The organism is Staphylococcus sp. aM (assembly GCF_052975125.1).
Window position 1 is genome coordinate 1152038 of record NZ_CP121447.1, and the last position, 26803, is coordinate 1178840.

A 26803-nucleotide genomic window follows, 5' to 3' on the forward strand; every position below is an offset into this window, starting at 1 on the left:
TAATAATTTCTAGGAGGAAATGAATCATGCCTAAAATGAAAACTCACCGTGGAGCAGCGAAACGTGTTAAAAGAACTGGTTCAGGTCAATTAAAACGTTCAAGAGCTTTCACATCTCACTTATTTGCAAACAAAAACACTAAACAAAAACGTCAATTACGTAAAAGTAGATTAGTTTCTAAAAGCGATATGAAACGTGTAAAACAATTATTATCTTATAAAAAATAATACGACTAACGAATAAAGAATAATTACGTAGATAGTATCTAAGGAGGAATTTAATATGCCACGAGTAAAAGGTGGAACAGTAACAAGAGCACGTCGTAAAAAAACGATTAAATTAGCTAAAGGTTACTTCGGTTCAAAACATACATTATATAAAGTAGCAAAACAACAAGTAATGAAATCAGGTCAATACGCATTCCGTGACCGTCGTCAACGTAAACGTGATTTCCGTAAATTATGGATTACACGTATTAATGCAGCAGCACGTAAACATGATATCAGCTATTCACGTTTAATGAACGGATTGAAAAAAGCTGACATCGATATCAACCGTAAAATGTTATCTGAAATAGCTATTTCAGACGATAAAGCATTCGGTGAATTAGTATCAAAAGCTAAAGACGCTTTAAAATAAGCTTAACTCATAAAAGCTGAGACATTTATATGATGTCTCAGCTTTTATTTATATATCTTTCTATTTAAATATAAAATTGTTTAAGCATTGATATAAATTAAGAAGATACGTTAATCATCGCGAATCAAAAATAAGTTTGATAGAATAATATCATAAAGAAAATATAAAGGAGTTTAATATGTCTAAATTTGATGAGCAAATTATAGTAGTGCCAAGAACAACGCTTTTCGATAATGAAAAGAATGCATTCAATGGATTTTTATCAAAAAATGATGAAAAAGGTAATAATATTTTTAATTCATTAAGACAGTATGATGTGAAACGTAGAGGAGACATGGAAGAGGATCCAGGTTTTAAACAACTTATTTCATATTGTTTATTAGAAAATCAAAATGGTGAAATTCTTGTTTATGAACGTCTTTCTGGCGGCGGTGAAGAAAGATTGCACGGACAATCTTCGATTGGCGTCGGTGGACACATGAATGATGTAGTAGGGGCAGATTCAATTAATGAAGTACTGAGAGTAAATGCCCAAAGAGAATTAGAAGAAGAAGTAGGTTTGCCTACTGAAGATTCTCAAAATATGGAATACCTAGGTTTTATCAATGATGACAATAATGAAGTAGGTAAAGTTCATATGGGTGTAGTATTTAAAATAACAGTCAATTCAAATGATGTAGAAGCTAAAGAAACGGATACGCTAAGAATCAAATGGATTGAAAAAGGGAAAATAGAATCATACGATGACTTTGAGACATGGAGTGCATTAATTCTTCAAGATTTATAATAATTGAGGTGCAAATTAAATGTCAGATATCATCCCATTCCCATTATCTGAGAAAAAGCTAAAAGAAGATATTAGAAAAGCTGAATTAAAACAAGACTTTGACAAAATGTATGAATTATTTGAACAATTTGAAAGCCAGTTTGAGTTAGATGAAGCACTCTCAATTAAAAAGTGCGATATGCTATATCAAATGGGAGCATTTTTGGAATTGAGAGAAGAAGCTATCATTTTGCTTAAACAAGGTTTAAACAAGTACGATGAGTTAATGATATTTTATGTTAAAAGTTTAAATGGCTTAGAACAGTACTATGAATCAGTAGAAGTGATTAATCAAATTATTGATGAAGTACGAGATCATAAAACCAGAATGGAATTATTCCCGTTAAAAGAATACGCACAATCTAAACTAGATTCAAATCGAGAACAATTGACTCATTCATTAGCTCAATTCAATCAATTAAATACAAGAGAACAAACGCATGTTCTACTTCAACTCATCGATAATGGGCATTATGATTTCAAAGAAACAATTCATTATTTATTAAGTCATGCTAATGTAGAAAATAACATTATAAGTTTGATGTTAGAATACTTAAGATTTGCACAGTCTGAAACTAGCGTCACAATTACCAAATATGGTACAACAGTTGACATTATTCCTAAAGATTTAAGTGGGCTAGAACACACGACTTTAAAATCGATTGTATTGCCAAAAGTGATTGAGAATCTTGAAAATGGCGCCATACATATTGTTGATGAAGCAAGCCATATCATGAATAATCATTCTATATTGCTATATCCCCTTAATATTGAAACGCTATTTCCAATAGAAGATTGGATTGTCGCGTATGATGTTTATTTTAAATCAATGTTAGGTATAGATGATAGTATTGCGAAACAAGAAATTTTATCATATATCTATCAATTAGATAAGCAATGATAACCCCAATTTCTTGCAAATAATGCATAAATCGTTTAACGTAAATTTTAATTGAAATTAGTAATAAATAATTTCGCAAACGTTGCAATTTCAATGTTTGTGTACACAAATGACCTATGCTATAATAGGGAAGTTGAAAAAATAAAATAGTTATTCATGGAGGTATTTATACATGACAGCAACTTGGGAAAAAAAGGAAGGTAACGAAGGATTATTAACTGTTACTGTTCCATCAGAAAAAGTAGATAAAGCATTAGATCAAGCATTTAAAAAAGTAGTTAAACAAATTAATGTACCTGGATTCCGTAAAGGTAAAGTGCCTCGTCCAATTTTTGAACAACGCTTTGGCGTTGAAGCATTATATCAAGATGCAGTAGACATTTTATTACCAGAAGCTTACGGTGAAGCTATTGATGAAACTGGTATTAATCCAGTTGCTCAACCAGAAGTTAACGTAACTCAAATTGAAAAAGGTAAAGATTTCATTTTTGAAGCTACTGTAACTGTTGAACCAGAAGTTAAATTAGGTGACTACAAAGGTTTAGAAATTGAAAAACAAGATTCTGAACTAACAGATGAAGAATTAGAAGAATCAATTAACCATAGTTTAGGCCACATGGCTGAAATGGTAGTCAAAAAAGAAGACGGCGCTGTTGAAAATGGCGACACAGTTAATATTGATTTCAGTGGTTCAGTTGATGGTGAAGAATTCGAAGGTGGACAAGCTGAAGGTTACGACTTAGAAGTTGGTTCAGGTTCATTCATCCCAGGTTTTGAAGAACAATTAGAAGGCATGAAAACTGGAGAAGAAAAAGACGTTGTTGTTACATTCCCAGAAGAGTATCATGCTGAAGAATTAGCTGGAAAAGAAGCTACTTTCAAAACAAAAGTAAATGAAATCAAATATAAAGATGTTCCAGAATTAAATGATGAAATTGCTAATGAGTTAGATGCAGAAGCTAATTCAGTTGATGAATATAAAGAAAACTTACGTAAACGTCTTGCTGAACAAAAAGCGACTGAAGCTGAAAACACTGAAAAAGAAGAAGCAATTAAAAAAGCAACAGACAATGCTACAATCGACATTCCTCAAGCAATGATCGATACTGAATTAGATCGTATGGTTCAAGAATTTGGTCAAAGAATCCAACAACAAGGGTTAGATTTACAAACATATTTCCAAATTTCTGGACAAGATGAGTCTCAATTAAGAGAACAAATGAAAGACGATGCAGAACAACGTGTTAAAACAAACTTAACATTAACTGCTATTGCTGATGCTGAAAATATCGAAGTTTCAGACGAAGATATTGATAAAGAACTTGAAAAAATGAGTGAACAATTCAACATTTCAGTTGAAGATATCAAAAACACATTAGGTAATACTGATATCGTTAAAAATGATGTTCGCATCCAAAAAGTTATCGATTTATTAAAAGACAATGCTAAATTAGTAGAAGGTAGCAAAGAAGACTAATACTATTCTATTAAGCGATATTCAATTTGATATTGTATTGTTTTAATAACATTGATAGGTAGGATGAATAAGATATATTATCTTGTGGGGTGGGGCCATGAGTTCAATCTGTTATAGTTTGAATTCAGTCCCACTCCTTCCTATTTTCAAGCAAATCAATTGAAATGTTATTATGTTGCATTATAGAATGCTATCTAGTATAGTCTTTATGGAATAGGGGTGTAAAAAAGAATGTTCAAATTCAATGAAGATGAAGAAAATTTAAAATGCTCTTTCTGTGGTAAAGATCAAGATCAAGTTAAGAAATTAGTTGCAGGAAGTGGCGTATATATTTGTAATGAGTGTATTGAATTATGCTCAGAAATCGTTGAAGAAGAGTTAGCACAAAATTCTTCAGAGGAATTAACTGAATTACCAACTCCTAAAGAAATTATGGATCATTTGAATGAATATGTTATCGGTCAAGAAAAAGCTAAAAAAGCTTTATCTGTAGCTGTTTATAATCACTATAAACGTATTCAACAATTAGGTCCTAATGAAGATGATGTAGAATTACAAAAAAGTAACATTGCATTAATCGGACCAACAGGTAGTGGTAAGACATTATTAGCACAAACATTAGCTAAAACATTAAATGTACCATTTGCAATCGCAGATGCTACAAGTTTAACAGAAGCTGGCTATGTTGGTGATGACGTAGAAAATATCTTATTACGTTTAATTCAAGCGGCAGATTTTGATATTGATAAAGCTGAAAAAGGTATTATTTATGTAGATGAAATTGATAAGATTGCAAGAAAATCTGAAAATACATCTATAACACGTGATGTTTCAGGTGAAGGTGTGCAACAAGCATTACTTAAAATATTAGAAGGTACTACTGCAAGTGTGCCTCCTCAAGGTGGACGTAAACATCCAAACCAAGAATTGATACAAATTGATACAACAAATATTTTATTCATCCTTGGTGGTGCCTTTGATGGAATTGATGAAGTTATCAAACGTCGTTTAGGTGAGAAAGTCATTGGTTTCGCTAGTAATGAAGCTGATAAATATGATGAAGAAGCGTTATTAGAGCAAATTAGACCAGAAGATTTACAATCTTACGGATTGATTCCTGAGTTTATTGGACGTGTACCAATTGTTGCTAATTTAGAAACTTTAGATGTAGATGCGCTTAAAAATATTTTAACGCAACCTAAAAATGCGCTAGTTAAACAATATACTAAAATGTTAGAACTCGATAACGTCGAGTTAGTATTTAGTGAGGAAGCATTGTCTGCTATTAGTGAAAAAGCTATTGCACGTAAGACAGGTGCTAGAGGACTTCGTTCTATTATTGAAGAAGCGCTAATTGATATAATGTATGATGTACCTTCATCAGAAGATGTAACTAAGGTAGTGATTACAGAACAAACGATCAATGATGAAGTCGAACCTGAATTATATGATTCAGAAGGTAATTTAATCAATGATAGTAAAACATCTGCATAATTTAATATTTATGGTACAGAGCCACATGTTATTGTGGCTCTTTTTTTATGTATTTATCATTCAACATTTGTATTTCTTAAAACTAGGATGACATAGAGATAAAAGTAATGGTAAAGTGTTAATGTGAGAAATAAGAAAAGTGAGGATCACCAATGAAAATTAATCCTAATAATATAGATTTAATTATAAGTGCTGTACAAGAAGCACAATATCCAGAAACAGATGTACCTGAAGTAGCATTAAGTGGTCGTTCAAATGTTGGTAAATCATCATTTATCAATAGTATGATTGGGCGAAAAAACATGGCTCGTACTTCACAACAACCGGGTAAAACACAGACGTTGAATTTCTTTAATATTGATGACCAATTAGTATTTGTAGATGTACCAGGTTATGGTTATGCTAAAGTAAGTAAAGTTCAACGAGAAAAGTTTGGAAAAATGATCGAAGAGTATTTAACAACACGTCAAAAATTACAATTGGTCATTCAACTCGTTGATTTGAGACATAATCCAACTGAAGATGATGTACTTATGTATAATTATTTAAAACATTTTGATATTCCAACTTTAATCATTTGTACCAAAGAAGATAAAATACCAAAAGGGAAAGTACAAAAGCATTTAAATAATATCAAAAACAAATTAGATTTAGAAGAAGGAGATACTATAGTTAGCTATTCTTCTATAAAAAATAATAAACAACAACAAATATGGGATTTGATAGAGTCTTATTTATAATCATTTTAATTATTCATAATAATTTTTCTGATATTCTAGACTAAATCTTCATATATAAATTCAAATTTAACAAATTTGACAAAAAATTGAAGTTAGATTAGAATCTTTCTAATTTATTTGAGCAATGAACTTAATAATCAATGCAAATGTGTTATACTAAGGTTATTGTAAGTATATGGAGGGCGTTATAAATGCATTTTATTGCAATAAGCATAAATCATCGAACTGCTAATGTAGCACTAAGAGAGCAAGTTGCTTTTAGAGATGATGCCTTACGATTAGCCCATGAAGATTTATATGAAACTAAAGCCATCTTAGAAAACGTCATCTTATCTACATGTAATCGTACCGAAGTATACGCCGTTGTTGATCAAATTCATACCGGACGTTATTACGTTCAAAGATTTTTAGCACGTAAATTTGGATTTGAAGTAGATGACATTAAAGACATGTCAGAAGTCAAAGTGGGGGACGAAGCTGTAGAACATCTATTGCGCGTCACTTCTGGTTTAGATTCCATTGTACTTGGAGAAACACAAATACTTGGGCAAATGCGCGACGCATTTTTCTTAGCTCAAGAAACGGGTACAACTGGTACTATCTTTAATCATTTATTTAAACAGGCAATTACTTTTGCTAAAAGAGCACATAGTGAAACAGATATTGCAGATAATGCAGTTAGTGTTTCATATGCTGCAGTTGAATTAGCTAAAAAGGTATTCGGAAAACTAAAATATAAACAAGCTGTCATTATTGGTGCAGGGGAAATGAGTGAATTATCACTCTTAAATCTGTTAGGGTCAGGTATTACAAATATAACAATTGTTAATAGAACAGTAGGTAAAGCTAAAGTATTAGCTGAAAAACATCAAGTTAAATTTGATTCACTAGATGCATTACCAGTTTTATTACAACAAGCTGATATTGTAATTAGTTCTACAAGTTCAGAGTCGTATATTATTACTAATGATTTAGTTGAATCTATAGCTAATCAACGAAAATTAGACGCTTTATTATTAGTTGATATTGCAGTTCCAAGAGATATTGAGCCTGGTATTGATGCAATCAACAATATATTTAATTACGATGTTGATGACTTGAAAGGTTTGGTTGATGCGAATTTAAGAGAGCGTCAATTAGCAGCACAAACAATTGCTGATCAAATACCTAGTGAAATAGATACTCATAATGATTGGGTAAATATGTTAGGTGTTGTACCAGTCATTAGAGCTTTACGTGAAAAAGCAATGAATATTCAATCTGAAACAATGGATAGTATTGATAGAAAATTACCAGATTTATCAGAGAGAGAAAGAAAGATTATTTCTAAACATACTAAAAGTATAATCAATCAAATGTTAAAAGACCCTATTAAGCAGGCTAAAGAATTAAGTAGTGATAAGAAAAGTAACGAAAAATTAGAGCTCTTTCAAAGCATTTTTGACATAGAAGCTGATAACCCTTATGAACAAGCGAGACAACACAAAGAAAATAAAGCTAAGGAAATTTCAGCACGTCGAATTTTTAGTTTTGAATAAGCATATTAATATGGTGATGATATGCAAGAAAACCTGTTTATTCGATTTCATGAAATAATATTAATCATTTATCTAATTAGCATTGTTTGCTATTTTCTAGATTTTGTGCGTAAAAGTCATCAAATTAGAGTTTTGGGTATATATACATTGGGGATTGTTTGGGTTTTACAAACAATCTCTTTATCTGTTTTTATTATACAAACGAAACACGCACCATTAGGATCGCTATTTGATGTATTTTTCTCACTGACATGGATTATTATATCTTTATCACTCATTTTGAATGTGATAAAAACTTTGAATTTTTCTGTGTTCTTTTTAAATTTAATTGGTTTTGTATTAATGGCAATGAACACATTTCAACCTGACCGTTATCATAGCCAAGTACAACAAGTGGCAGTTATTAATGAATTGTTACTTGTCCATATTGGTTTAGCAATTTTGAGCTATGCATTCTTTGCTTTAGCATTCGTAAATTGTTTACTTTATATCATTCAATATCGTAATTTAAAAGAGAAGAATTTTGATCAGAAATATTTTAGAATAGCTAGCGTAGCTACTTTAGAAGCTATTGTTTTTTTTACCACTTTGGCAGGATGGATTATACTAATTTTTAGTATTATTCTAGGTGCACAATGGGGTGTATTTTCAGTAGGTCAGCGCATATTTATTGATCCTAAGGTTATTTTTTCTACCGTCATTACGTTATTGTATGGTATTTATTTAATATTTAGAGTGAAAAAGATTATCAATCAAAAGAACCTAATATATTTTAATATTATTTTATTCTGTTTATGTATGTTCAACCTATTTTTCACTACCCATTTTTCGTAAAATGGCTTGTAAAATTATTTATAGGTTGGATAAGAGAACGAGTGTTTTTCTAGGAGGCAGCAGAACATGCGCAAGTTAGTAGTTGGATCAAGAAGAAGTAAACTAGCTTTAACTCAGAGCCAACAATTTATTGATAAATTGAAACAGGTACGTCCAGAATTGGATATTGAGATTAAAGAAATAGTTACGAAAGGCGATCGAATAGTAGATAAGCAATTATCTAAAGTCGGCGGAAAAGGTTTATTTGTTAAAGAAATTCAAAACGAATTGTTTGAAAAACAAATTGATATGGCTATTCATTCTTTAAAAGATGTACCTAGTGTGATACCTGAAGGACTAACATTGGGTTGTATTCCTGATAGAGAGGTTCCTTTTGATGCTTATATTTCCAAAAATCATACACCTTTAAGAGAATTACCTGAAGGCAGTATTATTGGAACAAGCTCTTTAAGAAGAGGGGCTCAAATTTTATCTAAGTATCCTCATTTAGAAATCAAATGGATACGAGGTAATATTGATACGAGATTACAAAAGCTTGAAACAGAAGACTATGATGCCATTATTTTAGCAGCAGCTGGTTTAAGACGAATGGGTTGGTCTGACGATATTGTAACAACCTATTTAGATAAAGATGTTTTACTTCCAGCTATTGGTCAAGGTGCACTTGGCATTGAGTGCAGAAGTGATGATAAAGAATTATTAGACCTATTGCAAGAAGTTCATAATAAAGATGTTGAAAAATGCGTTACTGCAGAAAGAACATTTTTAGCCGAAATGGATGGAAGTTGCCAAGTACCAATTGGTGGATATGCAACTATTAATAGCCAACAACAAATTGAATTTACTGGGCTAATTATGACACCTGACGGTACAGAACGATATGAACATACAGCTATTGGCGAATCTCCAACAGAATTAGGTAAAGAAGTGAGTCGTGTTCTAAAAGAACAAGGCGCTTATGAAATTATTAGAAAATTAAATGAAGAACAATAATCTTCGAGGTGACTTTTTAAAATGAAACCAGTTGTAGTTATGACACAAACAAGTGAAATTCAAAGTGATTTGGTTACAATTATTCACAAACCATTTATAGATATAAAACCACTTGAATTTGATTTGCGTTTGTTAAAAGATAACTATGACTGGCTTATTTTTTCGTCTAAAAATGCAGTTAAATATTTTTTGCCTTATCTATATTTGGTAAATTACAAAAAAATCGCAGTTGTTGGTGTAAAAACTGCTCAATATTGTCGTGAATTAAAAATCCCTGTAGATTTAATTCCACAGGATTACTCACAAGAAGGATTAATTAGTGAATTTCAAAAATATAATCAAAATATCCTCATACCTTCTAGTAAACAAGCACGTCCATTATTAAAAGAAACATTAGCTCGAAATAATGATGTTGTTAAAATTGATTTGTACGAGCCAGTACCACATTATCAACATATAAATGAAGTTAAATCATTAATTTTTAATCAAGAAATTGATGCTTTAACATTTTCAAGTTCATCTTCAGTACGTTATTATTTTAATGAAGACCCAATACCTAAGTTTGATCACTATTTTGCAATTGGCAAGCAAACGGCAAATACGATACATTCATATAATCAACCAGTCATTGTTGCAGATAAACAAACTTTAGAGGCATTGATAGATAAAGTAGTAGAAAGTAGGGACTAAAATGAAATTTGATAGACATAGAAGACTACGTTCTTCTCAAACAATGAGAGATATGGTTCGCGAAACACATGTAAGAAAAGAAGATTTAATTTACCCAATTTTTGTAGTTGAAAAAGATGATATTAAAACTGAAATTAAGTCATTACCAGGTGTATATCAAATCAGTTTAAATTTATTACACGAAGAAATAAAAGAAGCGTATGACCTAGGTATTAGAGCAATTATGTTCTTTGGTGTGCCAAACGATAAAGATGATGTTGGTTCTGGTGCATATGATCATAATGGCGTTGTACAAGAAGCAACACGTATTGCTAAAAAAATGTATAGTGACTTATTAATTGTTGCTGATACATGTCTATGTGAATATACAGATCACGGGCATTGCGGTGTCATTGACGATCACACACATGATGTAGACAATGATAAATCATTACCATTACTTGTTAAAACTGCAATTTCTCAAGTTGAGGCGGGTGCAGATATTATTGCACCAAGTAATATGATGGATGGATTTGTTGCTGAAATTAGACAAGGACTAGATGATGCTGGTTATCAAAATGTACCAATTATGAGTTATGGTATTAAATATGCATCAAGTTTCTTTGGACCATTCAGAGACGCTGCTGATTCAGCCCCTTCATTTGGCGACCGTAAAACATATCAAATGGATCCTGCTAATCGTTTAGAGGCATTGAGAGAACTTGAAAGTGACTTAAAAGAGGGATGTGACATGATGATTGTTAAACCTGCTTTAAGTTATTTAGATATAGTTAGAGATGTTAAAAATCATACTAATGTGCCTGTTGTTGCATACAATGTAAGTGGCGAATATAGTATGACTAAAGCCGCTGCCTTAAATGGATGGATCGATGAAGAAAAGATTGTTATGGAACAAATGGTTTCAATGAAACGTGCTGGAGCAGATATGATTATTACTTATTTTGCTAAAGATATTTGTCAATATCTAGATAAATAACAAAGAGATTAATTATGAGGAGGCAACATTTATGGGATATGAAAAATCAATAAAAGCAATGGAAATTGCTGAAGATTTAATGCCTGGCGGTGTAAATAGTCCAGTGCGTGCTTTTAAATCTGTGGATACACCTGCAATTTTTATGGATCATGCAGAAGGTTCGAAAATATATGATATTGACGGTAATGAATACATTGATTATGTTTTAAGTTGGGGACCGCTTATTTTAGGTCATAAAAATAAACAAGTTATCGAAAATCTTCACAAAGCAGTAGATAACGGCACTAGTTTTGGTGCTTCTACACTACAAGAAAATAAACTAGCTCAATTGGTTATTGATAGAGTACCTTCTATTGAGAAAGTTAGGATGGTATCTTCAGGTACGGAAGCTACATTAGATACATTAAGATTAGCGCGCGGTTATACTGGACGCAATAAAATTGTTAAATTTGAAGGTTGTTATCACGGTCATAGTGACTCATTATTAATTAAGGCTGGATCTGGAGTAGCAACATTAGGTTTACCCGATTCACCAGGTGTACCAGAAGGTATTGCAAAAAATACCATTACTGTACCATATAATGATTTAGATTCATTACGTCTAGCATTTGAAAAATATGGGGATGATATTTCTGGAGTTATAGTTGAACCAGTTGCTGGTAATATGGGTGTAGTTCCTCCCGTAGAAGGCTTTTTACAAGGATTAAGAGATATTACTAATGAATATGGTTCATTGTTAATATTTGATGAAGTTATGACTGGTTTTAGAGTTGGTTATAACTGTGCGCAGGGCTATTTTGGAGTGACACCAGATTTAACTTGTTTAGGTAAAGTTATAGGTGGAGGTTTACCTGTCGGAGCGTTTGGTGGTAAAAAAGAGATCATGGATCACATCGCACCAGTAGGAAATATTTATCAAGCAGGTACTTTATCAGGTAATCCATTAGCAATGACAAGTGGTTATGAAACACTAAGTCAATTAACACCTGAATCATATGACTATTTTAATGAACTAGGAGATTTACTTGAAAAAGGGCTTAAAGAAGTCTTTGCTAAGCATCAGGTACCTATAACAGTAAATAGAGCTGGATCAATGATAGGTTATTTCTTAAATGAAGGTCCTGTGACTAATTTTGAACAAGCCAATAAAAGTGATTTGAAATTATTTAGTGAGATGTATAGAGAAATGGCAAAAGAAGGTGTATTCCTGCCACCATCTCAATTTGAAGGGACTTTCTTATCAACAGCACATACTAAAGAAGATATTGAAAAAACAATACAAGCATTTGATAATTCATTAAGTCGTATTGTAAAATAAAAGGAAAATTAATTACATTTTTAGCCTGGGATATTATACCCAGGCTATTAATATATAATGAAATTATTTGAATGAGTATGTTTGAAATAACTGAGTTTTTACCATTTCACACATTTATAAAAGGTAGTGTGCGTATGAAGATAATAAATAGAAATAACCTAATTATATTAGCATTATCCATTATCATAAGTTTGCTATTAAAGATATCACATATATTATTACCTTTTATGTTTGGCCCCATTATAGCAGCTATTTTATGTATAAAAGTACTTAAATTAGATATTAAATGGCCGTTTTGGATTAGCCAAATTGGTCTGATTTGTTTAGGTGTTCAAATAGGAACTACATTTACTAGAACTGTTATAAAAGATATTCAAGCAAGTTGGTTAACAATTATTCTTGTTTCAGTTCTTTTGCTCGTGTTAGCACTTTTAATCGCATTATTATTTAAGAAAATAGCAGACGTAAATACCGAAACAGCCATTCTAAGTGTAATACCTGGTGCTTTAAGCCAAATGTTAGTTATGGCAGAGGAAGATAAAAATGCTAATATTTTAGTTGTGAGTTTAACACAAACATCTAGAATTATATTCGTTGTGATTTTAGTGCCATTAATTTCATATTTTTTCCAAAATAATCAAAGTAGTGGAGAAACTATAGTTAAAGCAAAACCTTTAACTGATGTTTTAAATATTTGGCAATTTATATTTATTGTATTGGCAATCGTTGTAGTTTATTGGATAATGGCTAAGATAAATTTTCCAACAAAACAATTATTGGCACCAATTGTGGTTCTAATCATCTGGAATATTACGACTGATGTGACATTTGCATTAGATAATTGGTTACTAGCAACAGCACAAGTGGTGTATATGATTCGAATAGGCCTACAAATAGCTCGTTTGCTTTCAGACTTGAAAGGTAGAATAGCCGTAGCGATTGCGTTTCAAAATATTATGCTTATATTAAGTGCTTTCATAATGGTTTGTATCTTACATTTCTTTACACATGATTCAATCAATGAGTTGTTTTTAGGTGCAGCGCCAGGAGGCATGAGCCAAATTGTATTAGTTGCAATTGAAACAGGAGCAGATGTGGCTATGATATCTAGTTATCATATATTTAGAATCTTCTTTATATTATTTTTAATCGCTCCATTAATTAATTATTTCTTGAAATATAGATCAAAGCGATCGTAAAAAAGTTTAATAGAATTAATAAAAAAGGCGTATATCAAAAGCTTATTTTGTAAGCTAAGATATACGTCTTTAAAGTTTAATCATGTTTAGGTTTTTGAGGACAATCTTGCAAATGTGAATCATATAATCCAGCTGCCTCTAAAAATGAAAATACTGTTACTGGACCTAGGAATTTAAAACCATACTTTTTTAAATCTTTGGACAATGCTTTAGCACGATCATCAACCGTAATACGATCTTCAGGCTTTACATATCCCATGTCGATGGGTTTACCATTCACATAAGACCATAAAAACGTACTAAAGCTACCGTAATCCTTCTCAATTTCTAAATAACCTTTCGCTTGTGCAATAATAGCTTCTAATTTCTTTCTATGATGAACAATATTGGGAAATGTCATTAAGTTGTCGACATCTTGATCGGTCATTGCCGCTACCTTTTTAGGATCGAATTGATAAAATGCCTCTTCATAAGCGGATTTCTTCTTTAGTATCGTAAGCCAAGATAGACCAGCATGTTGAGATTCTAATGCCAATAGTTTAAATAAATCTTTACTATCATACATAGGTTGACCCCAAACTTGATCATGATATTCTATATAAATTGGATCTTTGGTACCGAAGGCACAAGGGTTCATAAAATTCCTCCTAATAGATTGACTTATGTGAATTTCCATTATACTATAATTAAGTAAATGAATATAATATTTGGGAAGAGTATGTTTTAATTACTTTTTAGAGAGTGTATGGTTGGTGAAAATACATAGTAATTACTACTGAAGGTAGCCCACTTAGTCCTTTTGCTGAATGAACGAAGTAAAGAGTAGGCAGAAGCGTGTTTGAGCGTTAATCAAATTCTAGAGTGCTCGAAAGTAGAAGGTTGATTTATTTACAATCTAACTACTTTCTTGAATATAGGTGGTACCACGGAACATCCGTCCTATGTATATAGGATGGGTGTTTTTTATTTTTTTGAGGAGGATTTACTTTATGGAAATGAAACCGAAATATAATCCACGCGAAGTAGAAGCGGGAAGATATGATGAATGGGTAAAAAATGGTTATTTCAAACCATCAGAAGATAGTAATAAAGAAACATATACAATCGTTATTCCACCACCAAATGTAACAGGTAAATTACATTTAGGCCATGCTTGGGATACAACATTACAAGATATTATTACTCGTATGAAGCGTATGCAAGGTTATGATACTTTATATCTACCTGGTATGGATCATGCTGGTATTGCTACACAAGCTAAAGTAGAAGCTAAACTAAATGAACAAGGTATTTCACGTCATGATATTGGTCGTGAAAAATTCTTAGAACAAGCTTGGGATTGGAAAGAAGAATATGCAAGCTTCATCCGTAAACAATGGGCTAAATTAGGATTAGGATTAGATTATAGTAGAGAACGTTTTACTTTGGATGACGGTTTAAGTAAAGCTGTTAAAAAAGTGTTTGTTGACCTTTATAACAAAGGCATTATTTATAGAGGCGAACGTATCATCAACTGGGATCCTCAAGCTCGTACCGCTTTATCTGATATAGAAGTGATTCATGAAGATGTACAAGGTGCATTTTATCACTTTAAATACCCATATGCTGATGGGGATGGATATATTGAAATCGCTACAACACGTCCAGAAACGATGTTAGGTGATACAGCTATTGTTGTTAACCCGAATGACGAGAGATATAAAGACGTAATTGGCAAAAAGGTTATATTACCAATAGTTGGTAGAGAATTACCAATATTAGCTGATGAATACGTAGATATCGAATTTGGTTCTGGTGCTATGAAAGTAACGCCAGCTCATGACCCTAATGACTTTGAAATTGGTCAACGTCATCAATTAGAAAATATTATAGTAATGGATGAAAAAGGACACATGAATCATCATGCTGGTAAATATGAAGGCCTTGAGCGTTTTGAATGTCGTAAACAGTTAGTTGAAGACTTAAAAGAACAAGATTTAGTCATTAAGATTGAGGAACATATGCATTCTGTTGGTCACTCTGAACGTTCTGGTGCAGTAGTAGAACCATATTTATCTACACAATGGTTTGTTAAAATGAAACCTTTAGCCAAACGTGCTTTAGATAATCAAAAAACAGATGATCGTATTGATTTTTATCCACCTCGATTTGAAAATACATTTAATCGTTGGATGGAAGAAATTAGAGATTGGACTATTTCAAGACAGCTTTGGTGGGGCCATCAAATTCCTGCATGGTATCACAATGAAACTGGAGAAGTTTATGTAGGAGAAAATGCACCAGAAGATATTGAAAATTGGACTCAAGATGAAGATGTTTTAGATACTTGGTTTTCTAGTGCATTATGGCCATTCTCAACTTTAGGTTGGCCAGACGTTGAAGCAGAAGATTTTAAACGTCATTTCCCAACTAATGCATTAGTGACAGGTTATGACATTATTTTCTTCTGGGTTGCACGTATGATTTTCCAAGGGTTAGAGTTCACAGACCGTAGACCATTTAATGATGTATTGTTACATGGCTTAGTTAGAGCAGAAGACGGTAGAAAAATGAGTAAATCATTAGGCAATGGTGTAGATCCTATGGATGTTATTGATGAATATGGTGCAGATAGTTTAAGATACTTCCTTGCCACAGGTTCTGCACCAGGTCAAGATTTACGTTATTCAACTGAAAAGGTTGAATCAGTATGGAATTTCATTAATAAAATATGGAATGCCGCAAGATTTAGTTTAATGAATATTGGTGAAGACTTTAAAGTTGAAGATATTGATTTATCAGGAAATTTATCTTTAGCAGATAAATGGATATTAACGCGTCTAAATGAAACAATCGCTACAGTTACAGATTTAAGTGATAAATATGAGTTTGGTGAAGTAGGTCGAGCGTTATATAATTTCATTTGGGATGAATTCTGCGATTGGTATATTGAAATGAGTAAGATACCTATGAATGGCGAAGATGAAGATCAAAAACAAACGACACGTTCTGTATTAAGTTATGTGTTAGATCGCATTATGAGAATGCTACATCCATTTATGCCATTTGTTACAGAAAAAATTTGGCAAAGCTTACCTCATGATGGAGAAACAATTGTTCAAGCATCTTGGCCAACTGTAAATGAGGAACTCATGTTTGATGATAGTAAGCAAACGATGCAACAATTAGTTGAAATTATAAAATCAATAAGACAATCTCGATTAGAAGTAAATACACCACTATCTAAAGCTATTCCAATTATGATTCAGGCTAAAGATAATAATATTCAATCTACACTAACAGAAAATGCTGACTATATAGAAAGATTCTGTCATCCAAGTGAATTGACAATCAATGTTGATATCGACATCCCAGAGAAAGCAATGACGTCTGTTGTATTAGCGGGTAAAGTCATCTTACCTTTAGAAGGTTTAATTGATATGGATAAAGAGATTGCACGTTTAGAAAAAGAATTAGATAAACTACAAAGTGAATTAGATCGCGTCGATAAAAAATTGGCCAATGAAAACTTTGTCAATAAAGCACCTGAAAAAATTATTAATGAAGAAAAAGAAAAGCAAAAGCATTACCAAGAAAAATATGATGGTGTAAAAGCAAGAATTGAACAATTAAAAGCATAGGAGTATGTATCATGAATTACCTAGATAGCTTGTATTGGATACATGAAAGAACTAAGTTTGGCATCAAACCAGGCGTTAAACGTGTGGAATGGATGCTTGAAAAACTAAATAACCCACAACAACGTATTAAAGGCATACACGTAGGCGGTACAAATGGAAAAGGATCGACAGTGGCATATTTAAGAGCAGCTTTGGTTGAAAATAACTATGAAGTTGGTACTTTTACATCTCCATTTATTGAAACTTTTAATGAACGTATTAGTTTAAATGGATATCCTATTTCAAATGATGAAATTATTGAGTTAGTTACTCGTGTTAAACCAATAAGTGAAGCGTTAGAAGTTGAAACAGAGTTAGGCAATGCAACTGAATTTGAAATTATTACTACAATGATGTTTTTATACTTTGGTGAAGTACACCCAGTTGATTTTGTTATTGTTGAAGCGGGTTTAGGTATTAAAAACGATTCAACCAATGTATTTAATCCAATTATGTCTATTTTAACGAGCATAGGTTTAGATCATACTGACATCTTAGGCAACACTTATTTAGATATAGCCAAAGACAAGGGAGATATCATTAAACCTAATACACCAGTAATTTATTCTGTGAAAAATGAAGATGCATTAAAATATATTAGAGACTATGCAGTTGAACAAAATGCAACACCTATTGAGCTTGATAGAGAAATTATTGTAGTTTCTCAAGATGATGAATTTACTTATAGATATAAAGATTACGAACTTGAAACAATTATTTTAAATATGTTGGGTGAACATCAAAAAGAAAATGCATCATTAGCTATAACGGCATTAATTGAATTAAATGAATCAGGAATCATAGAACTTGATTTTAATAAAATGATTGATGGTATTGAATCAGTCAATTGGATCGGTAGAATTGAACAAGTTAAAGAACATCCATTAATGATTATTGATGGTGCGCATAATAATGAAAGTGTAGATGCTTTGATTGATACTATTAAACAATATTATGGTCGTGATCAAATTGATATTTTATTCTCAGCGATTAAAGGAAAACCAATTTGTGATATGTTAAACAAATTAGAAGACATTGCATCTCACTTTTATATCACCGATTTTGATTTTCCCAAAGCTTTATCAAAAGAAGAAATTGCTGAAAATATCAATAGAAATAATGTTGAGCTAATAGATGATTATGTAGAATTTTTAGAGAATTATGATGGAAAAGGTTTAATTATTACAGGTAGCTTATATTTTATAAGCGAAGTTAAATCTAAAACAAAATTTGATTAAAATATAATTTTTATATAAATAAAGCCAAGGTTTCTAAATTTTATAGAAATCTTGGCTTCTTTATTAATTTTGGATCGAGGTACAACCATTTTTATATAAAATTGATAATATGTTTTTGTTTTATTATTGTGATATAATCTTTTTGAAAGGAGTAGTCATGTTGATTTACACATATGTATCCTCAGTACTATTTAGCTTCTTATATCAGCTTTCAACTAATGATAATTTTAATAAAAGATACCTAATATTAAGGTCCCAATGTGATTTTTGTCAAAGTAAATTAAAATATTATGATTTAATTCCAATTATAAGCTTCCTTATTTTAAAAGGTAAGTCGAGATGTTGTAAGCAATCATTAAACTATAGTTACTTGATAGGTGAGTTACTTGCATTACTACCAATCTTGCTTGTCTATTACCAACTAATCAATATTAATCCTCAACTTTATTTAATTTCCTTTCTGTTTTTATTAGTTATGTCAATCAATGATATAGAAGATTATTCTATTAATTTATATTTTTTAATTATCTTCACAACTGTTTTATTATTTACGACTCAGATTTTCCTAAATACTTTTATCCTTACATTTATAATTAGTCACTTATTCTATATATTTATGAATCATTATATTGGCTATGGAGATATTCTTCTATTTAATATTCTATCTTTATTCTTATCAATGAACTTCATGTTTTACCTTATTCTTTTCACTTTTATGATAGGTGGTTTGATAACCATAATCATTAAAACCTTTTTTAATCACAACATTAAATATATCCCTCTTATTCCATTTATCTTTTTATCGTTTATTTTTGTTTCTAGTTTTTATCCTTATTTAATCGAACTATTTGGAGGTGTTCCTTTTTGAGAATCAAAGAAATGGCTAATTCAGAGAAACCGCGTGAGCGATTAGTAAATAATGGTGCTGCATCATTATCCAACTCAGAATTGTTAGCAATACTTATTAATACAGGTAGAAAGGGCTGCTCTAGTATTGAAATTGCAAATGAATTATTAAGTGGTATAAAATCGTTGAAAGAATTGAAAAAGTTCTCAATCAACGATTTAATCAAAGTCAAAGGTATTGGTTATCATAAAGCTATAACCTTAAAAGCTGCATTTGAGATAGGGGAGCGAATAAATAGTGTATCTCAACACGAAGTAATTAAAATTACTTGTCCTGCAGATGTTGCAGATTTAATGATGTCGAAGCTTAAAGATTTACAACAAGAACATTTTTATGTTCTTTTATTGAATTCCAAAAATATTGTTATTAAACAAAAATGTATTTTTGTAGGAACACTAAATAGTTCTATTATTCACCCTAGAGAAATTTTTAATGTTGCAATTAAAGAATCATGTAATTCAATGATAGTGGTTCATAATCACCCGTCTGGTGATGTTACACCTTCTGAAGAAGATATTAATACAACTATTAGATTAAGAGATTGTGGAATGATTTTAGGTATTAATGTATTGGACCATATTATTATTGGAGATAATCAGTTTACGAGTTTAGTAGAATGTGGTTACTTTGATAATGAATAGTTTAAATCTAGAATAAATAGAAATGGAATAGTATAATAGATAAAAAGAGACACCAGGAGGTCATTAAATTGACTATATTTCTTATTATTGGGGTACTTATTCCAATTGTTTTTATCATGCGATTAAATGCTAAAAATCAAAAAATGACAATAAAACTATTTTTATACACAATAGGATTGTCTATATTAGGTATTGTAGTGACAACTGTCATCGGAACGATAGTAGCTCATTCACATTCATCAATTGGTTTAGTTGTAATAGGTTCAATTATTGTAGGTGCTATTTGGGGTATTTTATTAGGTTTAAGTTACATTTGCTTTAGATTTTTATCTACTACATTTAAAAAGTGATTTTACTTAAAAAAGCTATGAGGAATTAATGCAATGTTGTGCATTGATTCTCATAGCTTTTAAATTATTGAATATATGCGATTAATTTATCATAGTTATCCATTAACCAAATAATGCCTTGATAAGCAAGATAAATACATAATAGTATTATACCTGCAGATATTAAAAAGCGGATGATTGATATACCTACTCTAAACAATAAAATAACAAGTAATACAATTAATATAATCGATAATAAACTCATTATGGAAAACCTCCTAACGACACGAAACTCATATTAATATTATACTCAAATTGATAGTTAAATACATCCGTCTATAGGTACATCTAGGATACTTCCTTAGACCTATATATTTTTTACTAATAATTTAATATAATGACTTAAATGGTAAAGGAGGATATATTATGAGGTTCATATTCAGTATAATAAAAAATATTATAGCAGTTATAGCTATTTTAATCATTATCTATATCGCGTTAAAGTATGCGCCTTTTTTAAGGGACCAAGAGTGGAATCCAATTAGTAATCCTCCAAATCAGACTGAGCAAAATATGGATAACCCAAATAATAATACAAAACAACCGCAACATGGTAAAAGATATTCAATAGAAGACAATGATATAATCAAGAACGTACCTACAAGTCAAATCAAAAATGTATTTAATATGATCAATAAAAAAGAATTTATGTCAGTATCAGGAATCGGAAGAATGGGATATAATGATGAATATTTAGCTGGTCAAAGAGGCGATGAATTTATTATTTATAAATTCGGTTCTGATTCAATTCGAGTATATAATAATGAGTTTGAAATGCAACAAGATTTACATGAGTTGGGACAAAATATTGAATTAAAAAATGAACAGGCATTTGAAAATAATTAGTTTCTCATGTTTGAAATCCTTTTTCAAATAAGTTAGCCTTTATATAGAGAGTAAAAAGATAAAGGTTGGTGTGGACAATGGTTGAAAAATCAAAAGAAAAGCGTGCCAACGAACAAGCTAAAGCTCAAAACCTATTTGCACGTTGGAGAAAAGAAGAGACGCTTTATAGCGAAGATGAGAAAAAAGAAAGAAAAAAACAAGAAAAACAACAAAAAGAGAATAAATAACGTGATACATTTAAGACTACTAACTTATGACAAGTTGGTAGTTTTTTAATTATTCTTCAAAATATTAGTGGATGATTCACACATTAAAATTGTTAAAATGCAGGTAGTTTTCTTCAATAGTGAGTGATTATAATATAAAATGATTTTATTAAGCGTTAGTGCTTTATTTCATTTCAGCAGTAATATAGAATAGTGAGGAAGAATAAATTTTAAAGTTTTATAAGAGGTGTTCTGGGTGCTTAAATTTTTCAAAAATAACAAACTCATTGTTGTTTTATGTGCAATTATTGTTTTTATTGCATTAATTGGTTTGTCTATTCGCTCTCAATCTCAATCACCTCCCGAGCAATATGTAGGAGATTCTGTTTCATTTGGTCAACGAGTGATGAGTTATCCTGTAAATTTTGTTACTGGAGCAATTGGTAATATTTTTAATATGGGTGAATCGAAAGAAACTAAAAACAAAGTCAAACAATTAGAAGCTAAAAATCAACGATTAGAGGCTGAAAACAAGAAGTATAAAAAGGAATTAGATATGAAAGATATATCTAAATATGATCCGATTTCTACTACTGTTATAGCAAGAAATCCAGACCAATGGATGAATACTATAGTCATTGATAAAGGTTCTAAAGCTGGTATCAAAAATAATATGGCTGTCATGACATCTGAAGGATTAATTGGAAGAACTACTAAAGTAAATCAATTTTCTTCACAAGTGGATTTAATTTCTACGAATACAAGAGCAGGTAAATTATCAGTTAATATACAGCATAAATCTAAAAATGTATTTGGATTAATAGATCATTATGATGCGAAAAATGAAGAATTAGTTATTAGCGATATCAATAATAAAGATAGTATTTCCAAAGGCGATAAAGTTGTAACGAGTGGTTTAGCAGATCAACTTCCAAGCAGTTTATACATAGGTGAAGTGACAAGTGTAGAGAATGATCAATATGGTTTAGCTAAGGAAGTAAGAGTGAAAACAGGTGCAGATTTATCAGATTTAAATCATGTATATGTTGCTAAGCGAGACGCTGCTTCACTTCCTAAAGATGAAAGCGGGGATAACTAATGCGAGGAATATATTATTTCTTGATTGGTATTCTACTTTTTTATATTGATACTATTATTGGTTTAGTCATTCCTATGCACTTCGGTAAAATTGATGTCATTTTTGTACCACACTTAACTTTAATGTATTTATTAATTTTAACCATTTATCGCAGTTTTGGTGTGGCTTTAATATTAGCAATATTTTTTGGTTTAATAACTGATTTATATTTTGGAAGTATTTATGGTCTGTACATGTTTGGTTATATATTAGCTGTAGTGGTTATGGATAGATTTTTTAAAATATTCTATAAGGATAAAGTCATGATATTTATTATTATTTTGGTAAGTACTCTCTTAATAGAAATATACGTGGCATTAATTTATGGATTAATTGGATTTATACAATTTAATCTGTTAGAGTTCTTATTACTTAGATTATTACCAACGTTTATCCTCAATATAATCCTATTAACAATTCTATATCCTATCATGTTAAAATTTTTGAGGAAAATACAAATCAAGATTGACAGTAGGATATAAGTAATGGTAAGATGCAGTAGTTGAGTAGTTTCAGGCTACATACAACCGCTCAAACATAGGTCAAAGTACAAATTGTATTTTAATTAATGATAATTTTAATTAAAATGCCGATATGTCACCTATATATGGCGTGACTTATAATATAGGAGGTGCAAAGTATGTTTGCTATTATTGAAACAGGTGGAAAACAAATCAAAGTAGAAGAAGGACAAGAAATTTACGTTGAAAAATTAGACGTAAACGAAGGTGATTCTTTCACATTTGATAAAGTATTATTTGTAGGTGGAGATTCAGTTAAAGTTGGTGCGCCAACAGTTGAAGGTGCTACTGTTACTGCAACTGTTAATAAAAACGGTCGTGGTAAAAAAATCACTGTATTCACATACAAACGTCGTAAGGACTCTAAACGTAAAAAAGGCCATCGTCAACCATATACAAAATTAACTATCGATAAAATTAACGTGTAATAATGATTACTGTTGATATTACAGTTAATGATGAAGGCAAAGTAACAGATGTCGTTATGGATGGTCATGCTAATCACGGTGAATATGGTCATGACATAGTCTGTGCTGGTGCCTCAGCCGTATTATTTGGTAGTGTTAATGCAATTATGGGATTGACGTCAGAAAAACCGGATATCGATTATAGTGATGACGGCGGTCATTTTCATATAAGAAGTGTTGATACAAATAACGATGAAGCTCAATTAATTCTTAAAGCAATGCTTGTATCTTTACAAACTATTGAAGAAGAATATAATGAAAATATCAGATTAAATTATAAGTGAGGTGTATCCCGATGTTAAAATTAAACTTACAGTTCTTCGCATCTAAAAAAGGGGTAAGTTCTACAAAAAACGGACGTGACTCTGAATCTAAACGTTTAGGTGCTAAACGTGCTGACGGTCAATACGTAACAGGTGGTTCAATTCTTTATCGCCAACGTGGTACTAAAATTTACCCTGGTGAAAATGTAGGTCGTGGTGGCGATGATACATTATTCGCTAAAATCGACGGCGTTGTTAAATTTGAACGCAAAGGTCGCGACAAAAAACAAGTTTCTGTATATGCAGTAGCTGAATAATTTTGTCTAGTTAACACCAGAAGTGAAGGCTTCTGGTGTTTTCTTTTGTTTAAAATCTTATTCTAAAGGAAACAAATTATCAGATTGAATCAAGTAGATACCTTAAGATTCAATTTAAGAATTAAAATTTTTCTACAAATGGACTTAATGATATAATTAAACAGATCATGAATACAAAAATGAGTAAAAGAGGTGAGATATATGTTTGTCGATCAAGTGAAAATATCTCTTAAAGCAGGAGATGGTGGTAATGGTATTACCGCATACAGAAGAGAAAAATATGTACCATTCGGTGGACCAGCTGGTGGCGATGGTGGTAAAGGTGCATCAGTAATATTTGAAGTAGATGAAGGTCTACGTACATTATTAGATTTTAGATATCAAACGCACTTTAAAGCTAAAAAAGGAGAAAATGGGCAAAGTAGTAACATGCATGGAAGAAATGCAGAAGACTTAGTATTAAAAGTACCACCCGGCACAATTGTTAAAAGTGTTGAAACTGAAGAAGTCCTTGCAGACTTAGTTGAAGATGGTCAACGCGCTATAGTAGCAAAAGGTGGTCGTGGAGGTCGTGGTAACTCACGTTTTGCGACACCTAGAAACCCTGCACCAGACTTCAGTGAAAATGGTGAGCCAGGTGAAGAAATCGATGTCACACTTGAATTAAAATTATTAGCGGATGTAGGTTTAGTAGGTTTTCCTAGTGTAGGTAAATCAACTTTATTATCAATCGTTTCTAAAGCTAAACCTAAAATTGGAGCGTATCATTTTACAACAATCAAACCAAATTTAGGAGTAGTTTCTACACCCGATAATAGAAGTTTTGTTATGGCTGACTTACCAGGTTTAATTGAAGGTGCATCAGACGGCGTAGGTTTAGGCCATCAATTTTTACGACATGTTGAACGTACAAAAGTAATTGTACATATGATTGATATGAGTGGTTCAGAAGGGCGTGATCCTATCGATGATTATCACGTCATTAATAAAGAATTAGTGGCATATAAGCAACGTTTAGAAGATCGACCACAAATTATAGTAGCAAATAAAATGGATATGCCAGATGCAGAAGAGAATTTAGAATTATTCAAGGAAGAAATCGGTGACGACCATATTATTATTCCGTTATCTGCAGTGTCAAGAGATAATATTGATCAATTATTATATACAATTGCTGATCAACTTGAAAAAGTAAAAGACATTGATTTCTCTGTTGAAGAAGATGAAAATGTTGGTGTTAACCGTGTTGTATACAAACACACACCATCTCAAGATACATTCACAATTACAAGAGATGATGATGGTGCATATGTTGTGAGTGGTAATGCAATCGAAAGAACATTCAAGATGACAGACTTTAATAGTGATCCAGCGGTACGTCGTTTCGCAAGACAAATGCGTTCAATGGGTATTGATGATGCCTTAAGAGCTAGAGGCTGTAGCAACGGAGATATCGTAAGAATTCTTGGTGGAGAATTCGAATTTATAGAATAGGAGTGTGAAAGATGGACAATAAAGAATATAAGAAGTTTTATCTTATACGTGAAGATGTTTTACCTGAATCTGTAATTAAAACATTAAAAATAAAAGATGCATTAAAAAATAATTCTGAGTTGTCCATCTATGAGGCCGTAAAACAATACGGCTTGTCAAGAAGCGCTTTTTATAAATATAGAGAAACTATATTTCCTGTAGATGAAAAATTATTAGACCATCGTGAATTCACTTTAATTCTATATGTCAATGATATTGTAGGTATGTTGGCTCAAGTATTAAATACAATTTCTCAATTACATTTATCTGTACTTACAATACATCAAAGTGTACCGATGAATGATAAAGCAACGATTACCTTATCGTTAAATGCTTCATCTTCTGATTTAATGATAGATGATGTAGTAATTGCCTTAAGAGAAATTGAACATGTGTCTAAAGTAGAGTTAATAAGCATGAGTATGTAAATGAGGATGTGCTAAAATGTACGCGTATATTAAAGGTAAGCTAACACAATTGTTTCCTACACACGTCGTGGTAGACGTTAATGGTGTTGGATACGAAATTCAGACACCTAATTCATATCGTTTTCAAAAATATTTGGATAAAGAAGTTCAAATATTTACATCATTAATTGTTAGAGAAGATGCACAACTACTTTATGGTTTTATTAATGAAGAAGAAAAAGATATGTTTTTAAGTTTAATTAAAGTTACGGGAATAGGACCAAAGTCAGCATTGGCTATACTTGCAACAAGTACACCAAATGAAGTAAAACAAGCCATTGAGAATGAAAACGATGCATATCTAACTAAATTCCCAGGTATCGGTAAGAAAACTGCACGACAAATAGTACTAGATTTAAAAGGCAAAGTTCAAATTACGGAAGAAAATACTGACACACTTTTAAATGTTATGAATGAATCAAATGCCAATGAATCTATGATTAAGGAAGCGATGTTAGCTTTAGAAGCATTAGGTTATTCAAAACGTGAGTTATCTAAAGTTGAAAAGGTTCTAAAACAATCCAATATGGAATCAGTGGATGAAGCTGTTAAAATCGGATTACAAACATTAGTGTCATAATAACCT

At 31.3% G+C, this 26803-nt stretch carries 31 protein-coding genes and 2 other annotated features; of the genes, 29 read left to right on the forward strand and 2 right to left on the reverse strand.

From position 1 onward, the window contains the following. The first annotated feature begins 26 nt into the window (after positions 1-26). From rpmI to P7F85_RS05770, 14 genes are all read left to right on the forward strand, one after another. Positions 27-227: a 50S ribosomal protein L35 gene (gene rpmI / locus P7F85_RS05705; protein ID WP_002451769.1), complete on the forward strand. Its 201-nt coding sequence runs from the start codon at positions 27-29 to the stop codon at positions 225-227. A 55-nt stretch (positions 228-282) separates the two neighbouring features. Beyond that, complete coding sequence (gene rplT / locus P7F85_RS05710; RefSeq protein ID WP_002451770.1) at positions 283-639, forward strand: 50S ribosomal protein L20; 357 nt, start codon at positions 283-285, stop codon at positions 637-639. Positions 640-817: 178 nt separating this feature from the next. After that, positions 818-1426, forward strand: a complete 609-nt coding sequence (locus P7F85_RS05715) for an NUDIX domain-containing protein (protein ID WP_002467531.1) — start codon at positions 818-820, stop codon at positions 1424-1426. Positions 1427-1445: 19 nt separating this feature from the next. Beyond that, positions 1446-2366 carry a hypothetical protein gene (locus P7F85_RS05720; protein ID WP_002467530.1) on the forward strand — a complete coding sequence of 307 codons (921 nt, stop codon included), beginning with the start codon at positions 1446-1448 and terminating at the stop codon, positions 2364-2366. 172 nt (positions 2367-2538) lie between these two features. After that, a complete protein-coding gene (tig, locus tag P7F85_RS05725; RefSeq protein ID WP_015364922.1) occupies positions 2539-3843 on the forward strand; it encodes a trigger factor in 1305 nt (434 codons plus the stop codon). A gap of 231 nt (positions 3844-4074) precedes the next feature. Continuing rightward, positions 4075-5337, forward strand: coding sequence for an ATP-dependent Clp protease ATP-binding subunit ClpX (gene clpX / locus P7F85_RS05730; protein WP_002451774.1), 1263 nt, complete (start codon positions 4075-4077; stop codon positions 5335-5337). A 152-nt stretch (positions 5338-5489) separates the two neighbouring features. Then, entirely contained in the window at positions 5490-6077 is a 588-nt protein-coding gene (yihA, locus tag P7F85_RS05735; RefSeq protein WP_002467202.1) for a ribosome biogenesis GTP-binding protein YihA/YsxC, read from the forward strand. 191 nt (positions 6078-6268) lie between these two features. Beyond that, the gene (gene hemA, locus P7F85_RS05740) at positions 6269-7615 is read left to right on the forward strand and encodes a glutamyl-tRNA reductase (RefSeq protein WP_019235945.1); all 1347 of its coding nucleotides are present in this window, start codon (positions 6269-6271) and stop codon (positions 7613-7615) included. Between the two features lie 21 nt (positions 7616-7636). Next, positions 7637-8449 (forward strand): cytochrome c biogenesis protein, encoded by an 813-nt coding sequence (gene ccsA, locus P7F85_RS05745; protein ID WP_002467200.1) that lies wholly within the window; start codon positions 7637-7639, stop codon positions 8447-8449. 66 nt (positions 8450-8515) lie between these two features. Next, complete coding sequence (gene hemC / locus P7F85_RS05750; RefSeq protein WP_015364925.1) at positions 8516-9442, forward strand: hydroxymethylbilane synthase; 927 nt, start codon at positions 8516-8518, stop codon at positions 9440-9442. A gap of 21 nt (positions 9443-9463) precedes the next feature. After that, a complete protein-coding gene (locus tag P7F85_RS05755; RefSeq protein WP_015364926.1) occupies positions 9464-10132 on the forward strand; it encodes a uroporphyrinogen-III synthase in 669 nt (222 codons plus the stop codon). Between the two features lies 1 nt (position 10133). Continuing rightward, positions 10134-11108: a porphobilinogen synthase gene (hemB, locus tag P7F85_RS05760; protein ID WP_002467140.1), complete on the forward strand. Its 975-nt coding sequence runs from the start codon at positions 10134-10136 to the stop codon at positions 11106-11108. Between the two features lie 31 nt (positions 11109-11139). After that, a complete protein-coding gene (gene hemL, locus P7F85_RS05765; RefSeq protein WP_031464006.1) occupies positions 11140-12426 on the forward strand; it encodes a glutamate-1-semialdehyde 2,1-aminomutase in 1287 nt (428 codons plus the stop codon). Positions 12427-12560: 134 nt separating this feature from the next. Further along, on the forward strand, positions 12561-13625 hold the full coding sequence (locus tag P7F85_RS05770; RefSeq protein ID WP_002467135.1) for an AbrB family transcriptional regulator: 1065 nt from the start codon (positions 12561-12563) through the stop codon (positions 13623-13625). Positions 13626-13701: 76 nt separating this feature from the next. Here the strand turns inward: P7F85_RS05770 and P7F85_RS05775 are convergent, their stop codons facing one another. Then, entirely contained in the window at positions 13702-14262 is a 561-nt protein-coding gene (locus tag P7F85_RS05775; protein WP_002467137.1) for a DNA-3-methyladenine glycosylase I, read from the reverse strand. 57 nt (positions 14263-14319) lie between these two features. Further along, positions 14320-14570: a binding site (T-box leader), on the forward strand. 44 nt (positions 14571-14614) lie between these two features. Here P7F85_RS05775 and P7F85_RS05780 point away from each other — a divergent pair. The 5 genes from P7F85_RS05780 to P7F85_RS05800 all read left to right on the forward strand — a co-directional run bounded on the left by P7F85_RS05780 (position 14615) and on the right by P7F85_RS05800 (position 20420). After that, a complete protein-coding gene (locus P7F85_RS05780) occupies positions 14615-17245 on the forward strand; it encodes a valine--tRNA ligase (RefSeq protein ID WP_447158576.1) in 2631 nt (876 codons plus the stop codon). Positions 17246-17256: 11 nt separating this feature from the next. After that, complete coding sequence (locus tag P7F85_RS05785) at positions 17257-18522, forward strand: bifunctional folylpolyglutamate synthase/dihydrofolate synthase (protein ID WP_002467417.1); 1266 nt, start codon at positions 17257-17259, stop codon at positions 18520-18522. A gap of 157 nt (positions 18523-18679) precedes the next feature. Further along, positions 18680-19390, forward strand: coding sequence for a prepilin peptidase (locus tag P7F85_RS05790; protein WP_002467423.1), 711 nt, complete (start codon positions 18680-18682; stop codon positions 19388-19390). After that, positions 19387-20070, forward strand: a complete 684-nt coding sequence (gene radC, locus P7F85_RS05795) for a RadC family protein (protein ID WP_002467425.1) — start codon at positions 19387-19389, stop codon at positions 20068-20070. Before P7F85_RS05790 ends, radC begins: the two co-directional genes overlap by 4 nt. A 68-nt stretch (positions 20071-20138) precedes the next feature. Beyond that, positions 20139-20420, forward strand: coding sequence for a hypothetical protein (locus P7F85_RS05800; RefSeq protein ID WP_002467418.1), 282 nt, complete (start codon positions 20139-20141; stop codon positions 20418-20420). A gap of 64 nt (positions 20421-20484) precedes the next feature. Here P7F85_RS05800 and P7F85_RS05805 read toward each other — a convergent pair whose 3' ends face one another. Further along, a complete protein-coding gene (locus tag P7F85_RS05805; protein WP_002467420.1) occupies positions 20485-20664 on the reverse strand; it encodes a hypothetical protein in 180 nt (59 codons plus the stop codon). Between the two features lie 161 nt (positions 20665-20825). On the opposite strand from P7F85_RS05805, the gene P7F85_RS05810 reads away from it, so the two are divergent. The 10 genes from P7F85_RS05810 (at position 20826) to ruvA (ending at position 26797) form a co-directional block, all read left to right on the forward strand. Continuing rightward, complete coding sequence (locus P7F85_RS05810; RefSeq protein WP_002467424.1) at positions 20826-21305, forward strand: DUF4930 family protein; 480 nt, start codon at positions 20826-20828, stop codon at positions 21303-21305. Between the two features lie 77 nt (positions 21306-21382). After that, the gene (locus P7F85_RS05815; protein ID WP_002467422.1) at positions 21383-21532 is read left to right on the forward strand and encodes a hypothetical protein; all 150 of its coding nucleotides are present in this window, start codon (positions 21383-21385) and stop codon (positions 21530-21532) included. Positions 21533-21767: 235 nt separating this feature from the next. Next, positions 21768-22610: a rod shape-determining protein MreC gene (gene mreC, locus P7F85_RS05820; protein WP_015364930.1), complete on the forward strand. Its 843-nt coding sequence runs from the start codon at positions 21768-21770 to the stop codon at positions 22608-22610. Then, a complete protein-coding gene (mreD, locus tag P7F85_RS05825) occupies positions 22610-23131 on the forward strand; it encodes a rod shape-determining protein MreD (RefSeq protein WP_002466557.1) in 522 nt (173 codons plus the stop codon). The genes mreC and mreD overlap by 1 nt, the downstream gene beginning before the upstream one ends. 33 nt (positions 23132-23164) lie before the next feature. Continuing rightward, positions 23165-23277: a sequence feature (ribosomal protein L21 leader region), on the forward strand. A gap of 12 nt (positions 23278-23289) precedes the next feature. Then, positions 23290-23598, forward strand: coding sequence for a 50S ribosomal protein L21 (gene rplU / locus P7F85_RS05830; RefSeq protein WP_015364931.1), 309 nt, complete (start codon positions 23290-23292; stop codon positions 23596-23598). 2 nt (positions 23599-23600) lie between these two features. Beyond that, positions 23601-23921, forward strand: coding sequence for a ribosomal-processing cysteine protease Prp (locus P7F85_RS05835; protein ID WP_002466559.1), 321 nt, complete (start codon positions 23601-23603; stop codon positions 23919-23921). A gap of 11 nt (positions 23922-23932) precedes the next feature. Beyond that, positions 23933-24217, forward strand: coding sequence for a 50S ribosomal protein L27 (gene rpmA / locus P7F85_RS05840; protein WP_002451796.1), 285 nt, complete (start codon positions 23933-23935; stop codon positions 24215-24217). 201 nt (positions 24218-24418) lie between these two features. After that, positions 24419-25711: a GTPase ObgE gene (gene obgE, locus P7F85_RS05845; RefSeq protein WP_015364933.1), complete on the forward strand. Its 1293-nt coding sequence runs from the start codon at positions 24419-24421 to the stop codon at positions 25709-25711. An 11-nt stretch (positions 25712-25722) separates the two neighbouring features. Then, entirely contained in the window at positions 25723-26178 is a 456-nt protein-coding gene (locus P7F85_RS05850; RefSeq protein ID WP_002467506.1) for an ACT domain-containing protein, read from the forward strand. 16 nt (positions 26179-26194) lie between these two features. After that, complete coding sequence (gene ruvA / locus P7F85_RS05855) at positions 26195-26797, forward strand: Holliday junction branch migration protein RuvA (RefSeq protein WP_002467509.1); 603 nt, start codon at positions 26195-26197, stop codon at positions 26795-26797. Positions 26798-26803 lie beyond the last annotated feature (6 nt).

What these genes read in the sequence shown, in the direction of transcription:
- hemC (WP_015364925.1), top strand. Translation starts at nt 8,516, where the DNA reads ATGCGCAAGTTAGTAGTTGGATCAAGAAGAAGTAAACTAGCTTTAACT.
- rplT (WP_002451770.1), top strand. Translation starts at nt 283, where the DNA reads ATGCCACGAGTAAAAGGTGGAACAGTAACAAGAGCACGTCGTAAAAAA.
- rpmA (WP_002451796.1), top strand. Translation starts at nt 23,933, where the DNA reads ATGTTAAAATTAAACTTACAGTTCTTCGCATCTAAAAAAGGGGTAAGT.
- P7F85_RS05815 (WP_002467422.1), top strand. Translation starts at nt 21,383, where the DNA reads ATGGTTGAAAAATCAAAAGAAAAGCGTGCCAACGAACAAGCTAAAGCT.
- P7F85_RS05810 (WP_002467424.1), top strand. Translation starts at nt 20,826, where the DNA reads ATGAGGTTCATATTCAGTATAATAAAAAATATTATAGCAGTTATAGCT.
- obgE (WP_015364933.1), top strand. Translation starts at nt 24,419, where the DNA reads ATGTTTGTCGATCAAGTGAAAATATCTCTTAAAGCAGGAGATGGTGGT.
- P7F85_RS05850 (WP_002467506.1), top strand. Translation starts at nt 25,723, where the DNA reads ATGGACAATAAAGAATATAAGAAGTTTTATCTTATACGTGAAGATGTT.
- P7F85_RS05785 (WP_002467417.1), top strand. Translation starts at nt 17,257, where the DNA reads ATGAATTACCTAGATAGCTTGTATTGGATACATGAAAGAACTAAGTTT.
- P7F85_RS05805 (WP_002467420.1), bottom strand. Translation starts at nt 20,664, where the DNA reads ATGAGTTTATTATCGATTATATTAATTGTATTACTTGTTATTTTATTG.
- hemB (WP_002467140.1), top strand. Translation starts at nt 10,134, where the DNA reads ATGAAATTTGATAGACATAGAAGACTACGTTCTTCTCAAACAATGAGA.
- P7F85_RS05780 (WP_447158576.1), top strand. Translation starts at nt 14,615, where the DNA reads ATGGAAATGAAACCGAAATATAATCCACGCGAAGTAGAAGCGGGAAGA.
- rpmI (WP_002451769.1), top strand. Translation starts at nt 27, where the DNA reads ATGCCTAAAATGAAAACTCACCGTGGAGCAGCGAAACGTGTTAAAAGA.
- yihA (WP_002467202.1), top strand. Translation starts at nt 5,490, where the DNA reads ATGAAAATTAATCCTAATAATATAGATTTAATTATAAGTGCTGTACAA.
- P7F85_RS05720 (WP_002467530.1), top strand. Translation starts at nt 1,446, where the DNA reads ATGTCAGATATCATCCCATTCCCATTATCTGAGAAAAAGCTAAAAGAA.
- hemL (WP_031464006.1), top strand. Translation starts at nt 11,140, where the DNA reads ATGGGATATGAAAAATCAATAAAAGCAATGGAAATTGCTGAAGATTTA.
- clpX (WP_002451774.1), top strand. Translation starts at nt 4,075, where the DNA reads ATGTTCAAATTCAATGAAGATGAAGAAAATTTAAAATGCTCTTTCTGT.
- hemA (WP_019235945.1), top strand. Translation starts at nt 6,269, where the DNA reads ATGCATTTTATTGCAATAAGCATAAATCATCGAACTGCTAATGTAGCA.
- ruvA (WP_002467509.1), top strand. Translation starts at nt 26,195, where the DNA reads ATGTACGCGTATATTAAAGGTAAGCTAACACAATTGTTTCCTACACAC.
- tig (WP_015364922.1), top strand. Translation starts at nt 2,539, where the DNA reads ATGACAGCAACTTGGGAAAAAAAGGAAGGTAACGAAGGATTATTAACT.
- ccsA (WP_002467200.1), top strand. Translation starts at nt 7,637, where the DNA reads ATGCAAGAAAACCTGTTTATTCGATTTCATGAAATAATATTAATCATT.
- P7F85_RS05770 (WP_002467135.1), top strand. Translation starts at nt 12,561, where the DNA reads ATGAAGATAATAAATAGAAATAACCTAATTATATTAGCATTATCCATT.
- P7F85_RS05715 (WP_002467531.1), top strand. Translation starts at nt 818, where the DNA reads ATGTCTAAATTTGATGAGCAAATTATAGTAGTGCCAAGAACAACGCTT.
- P7F85_RS05835 (WP_002466559.1), top strand. Translation starts at nt 23,601, where the DNA reads ATGATTACTGTTGATATTACAGTTAATGATGAAGGCAAAGTAACAGAT.
- P7F85_RS05775 (WP_002467137.1), bottom strand. Translation starts at nt 14,262, where the DNA reads ATGAACCCTTGTGCCTTCGGTACCAAAGATCCAATTTATATAGAATAT.
- P7F85_RS05790 (WP_002467423.1), top strand. Translation starts at nt 18,680, where the DNA reads ATGTTGATTTACACATATGTATCCTCAGTACTATTTAGCTTCTTATAT.
- mreD (WP_002466557.1), top strand. Translation starts at nt 22,610, where the DNA reads ATGCGAGGAATATATTATTTCTTGATTGGTATTCTACTTTTTTATATT.
- rplU (WP_015364931.1), top strand. Translation starts at nt 23,290, where the DNA reads ATGTTTGCTATTATTGAAACAGGTGGAAAACAAATCAAAGTAGAAGAA.
- P7F85_RS05755 (WP_015364926.1), top strand. Translation starts at nt 9,464, where the DNA reads ATGAAACCAGTTGTAGTTATGACACAAACAAGTGAAATTCAAAGTGAT.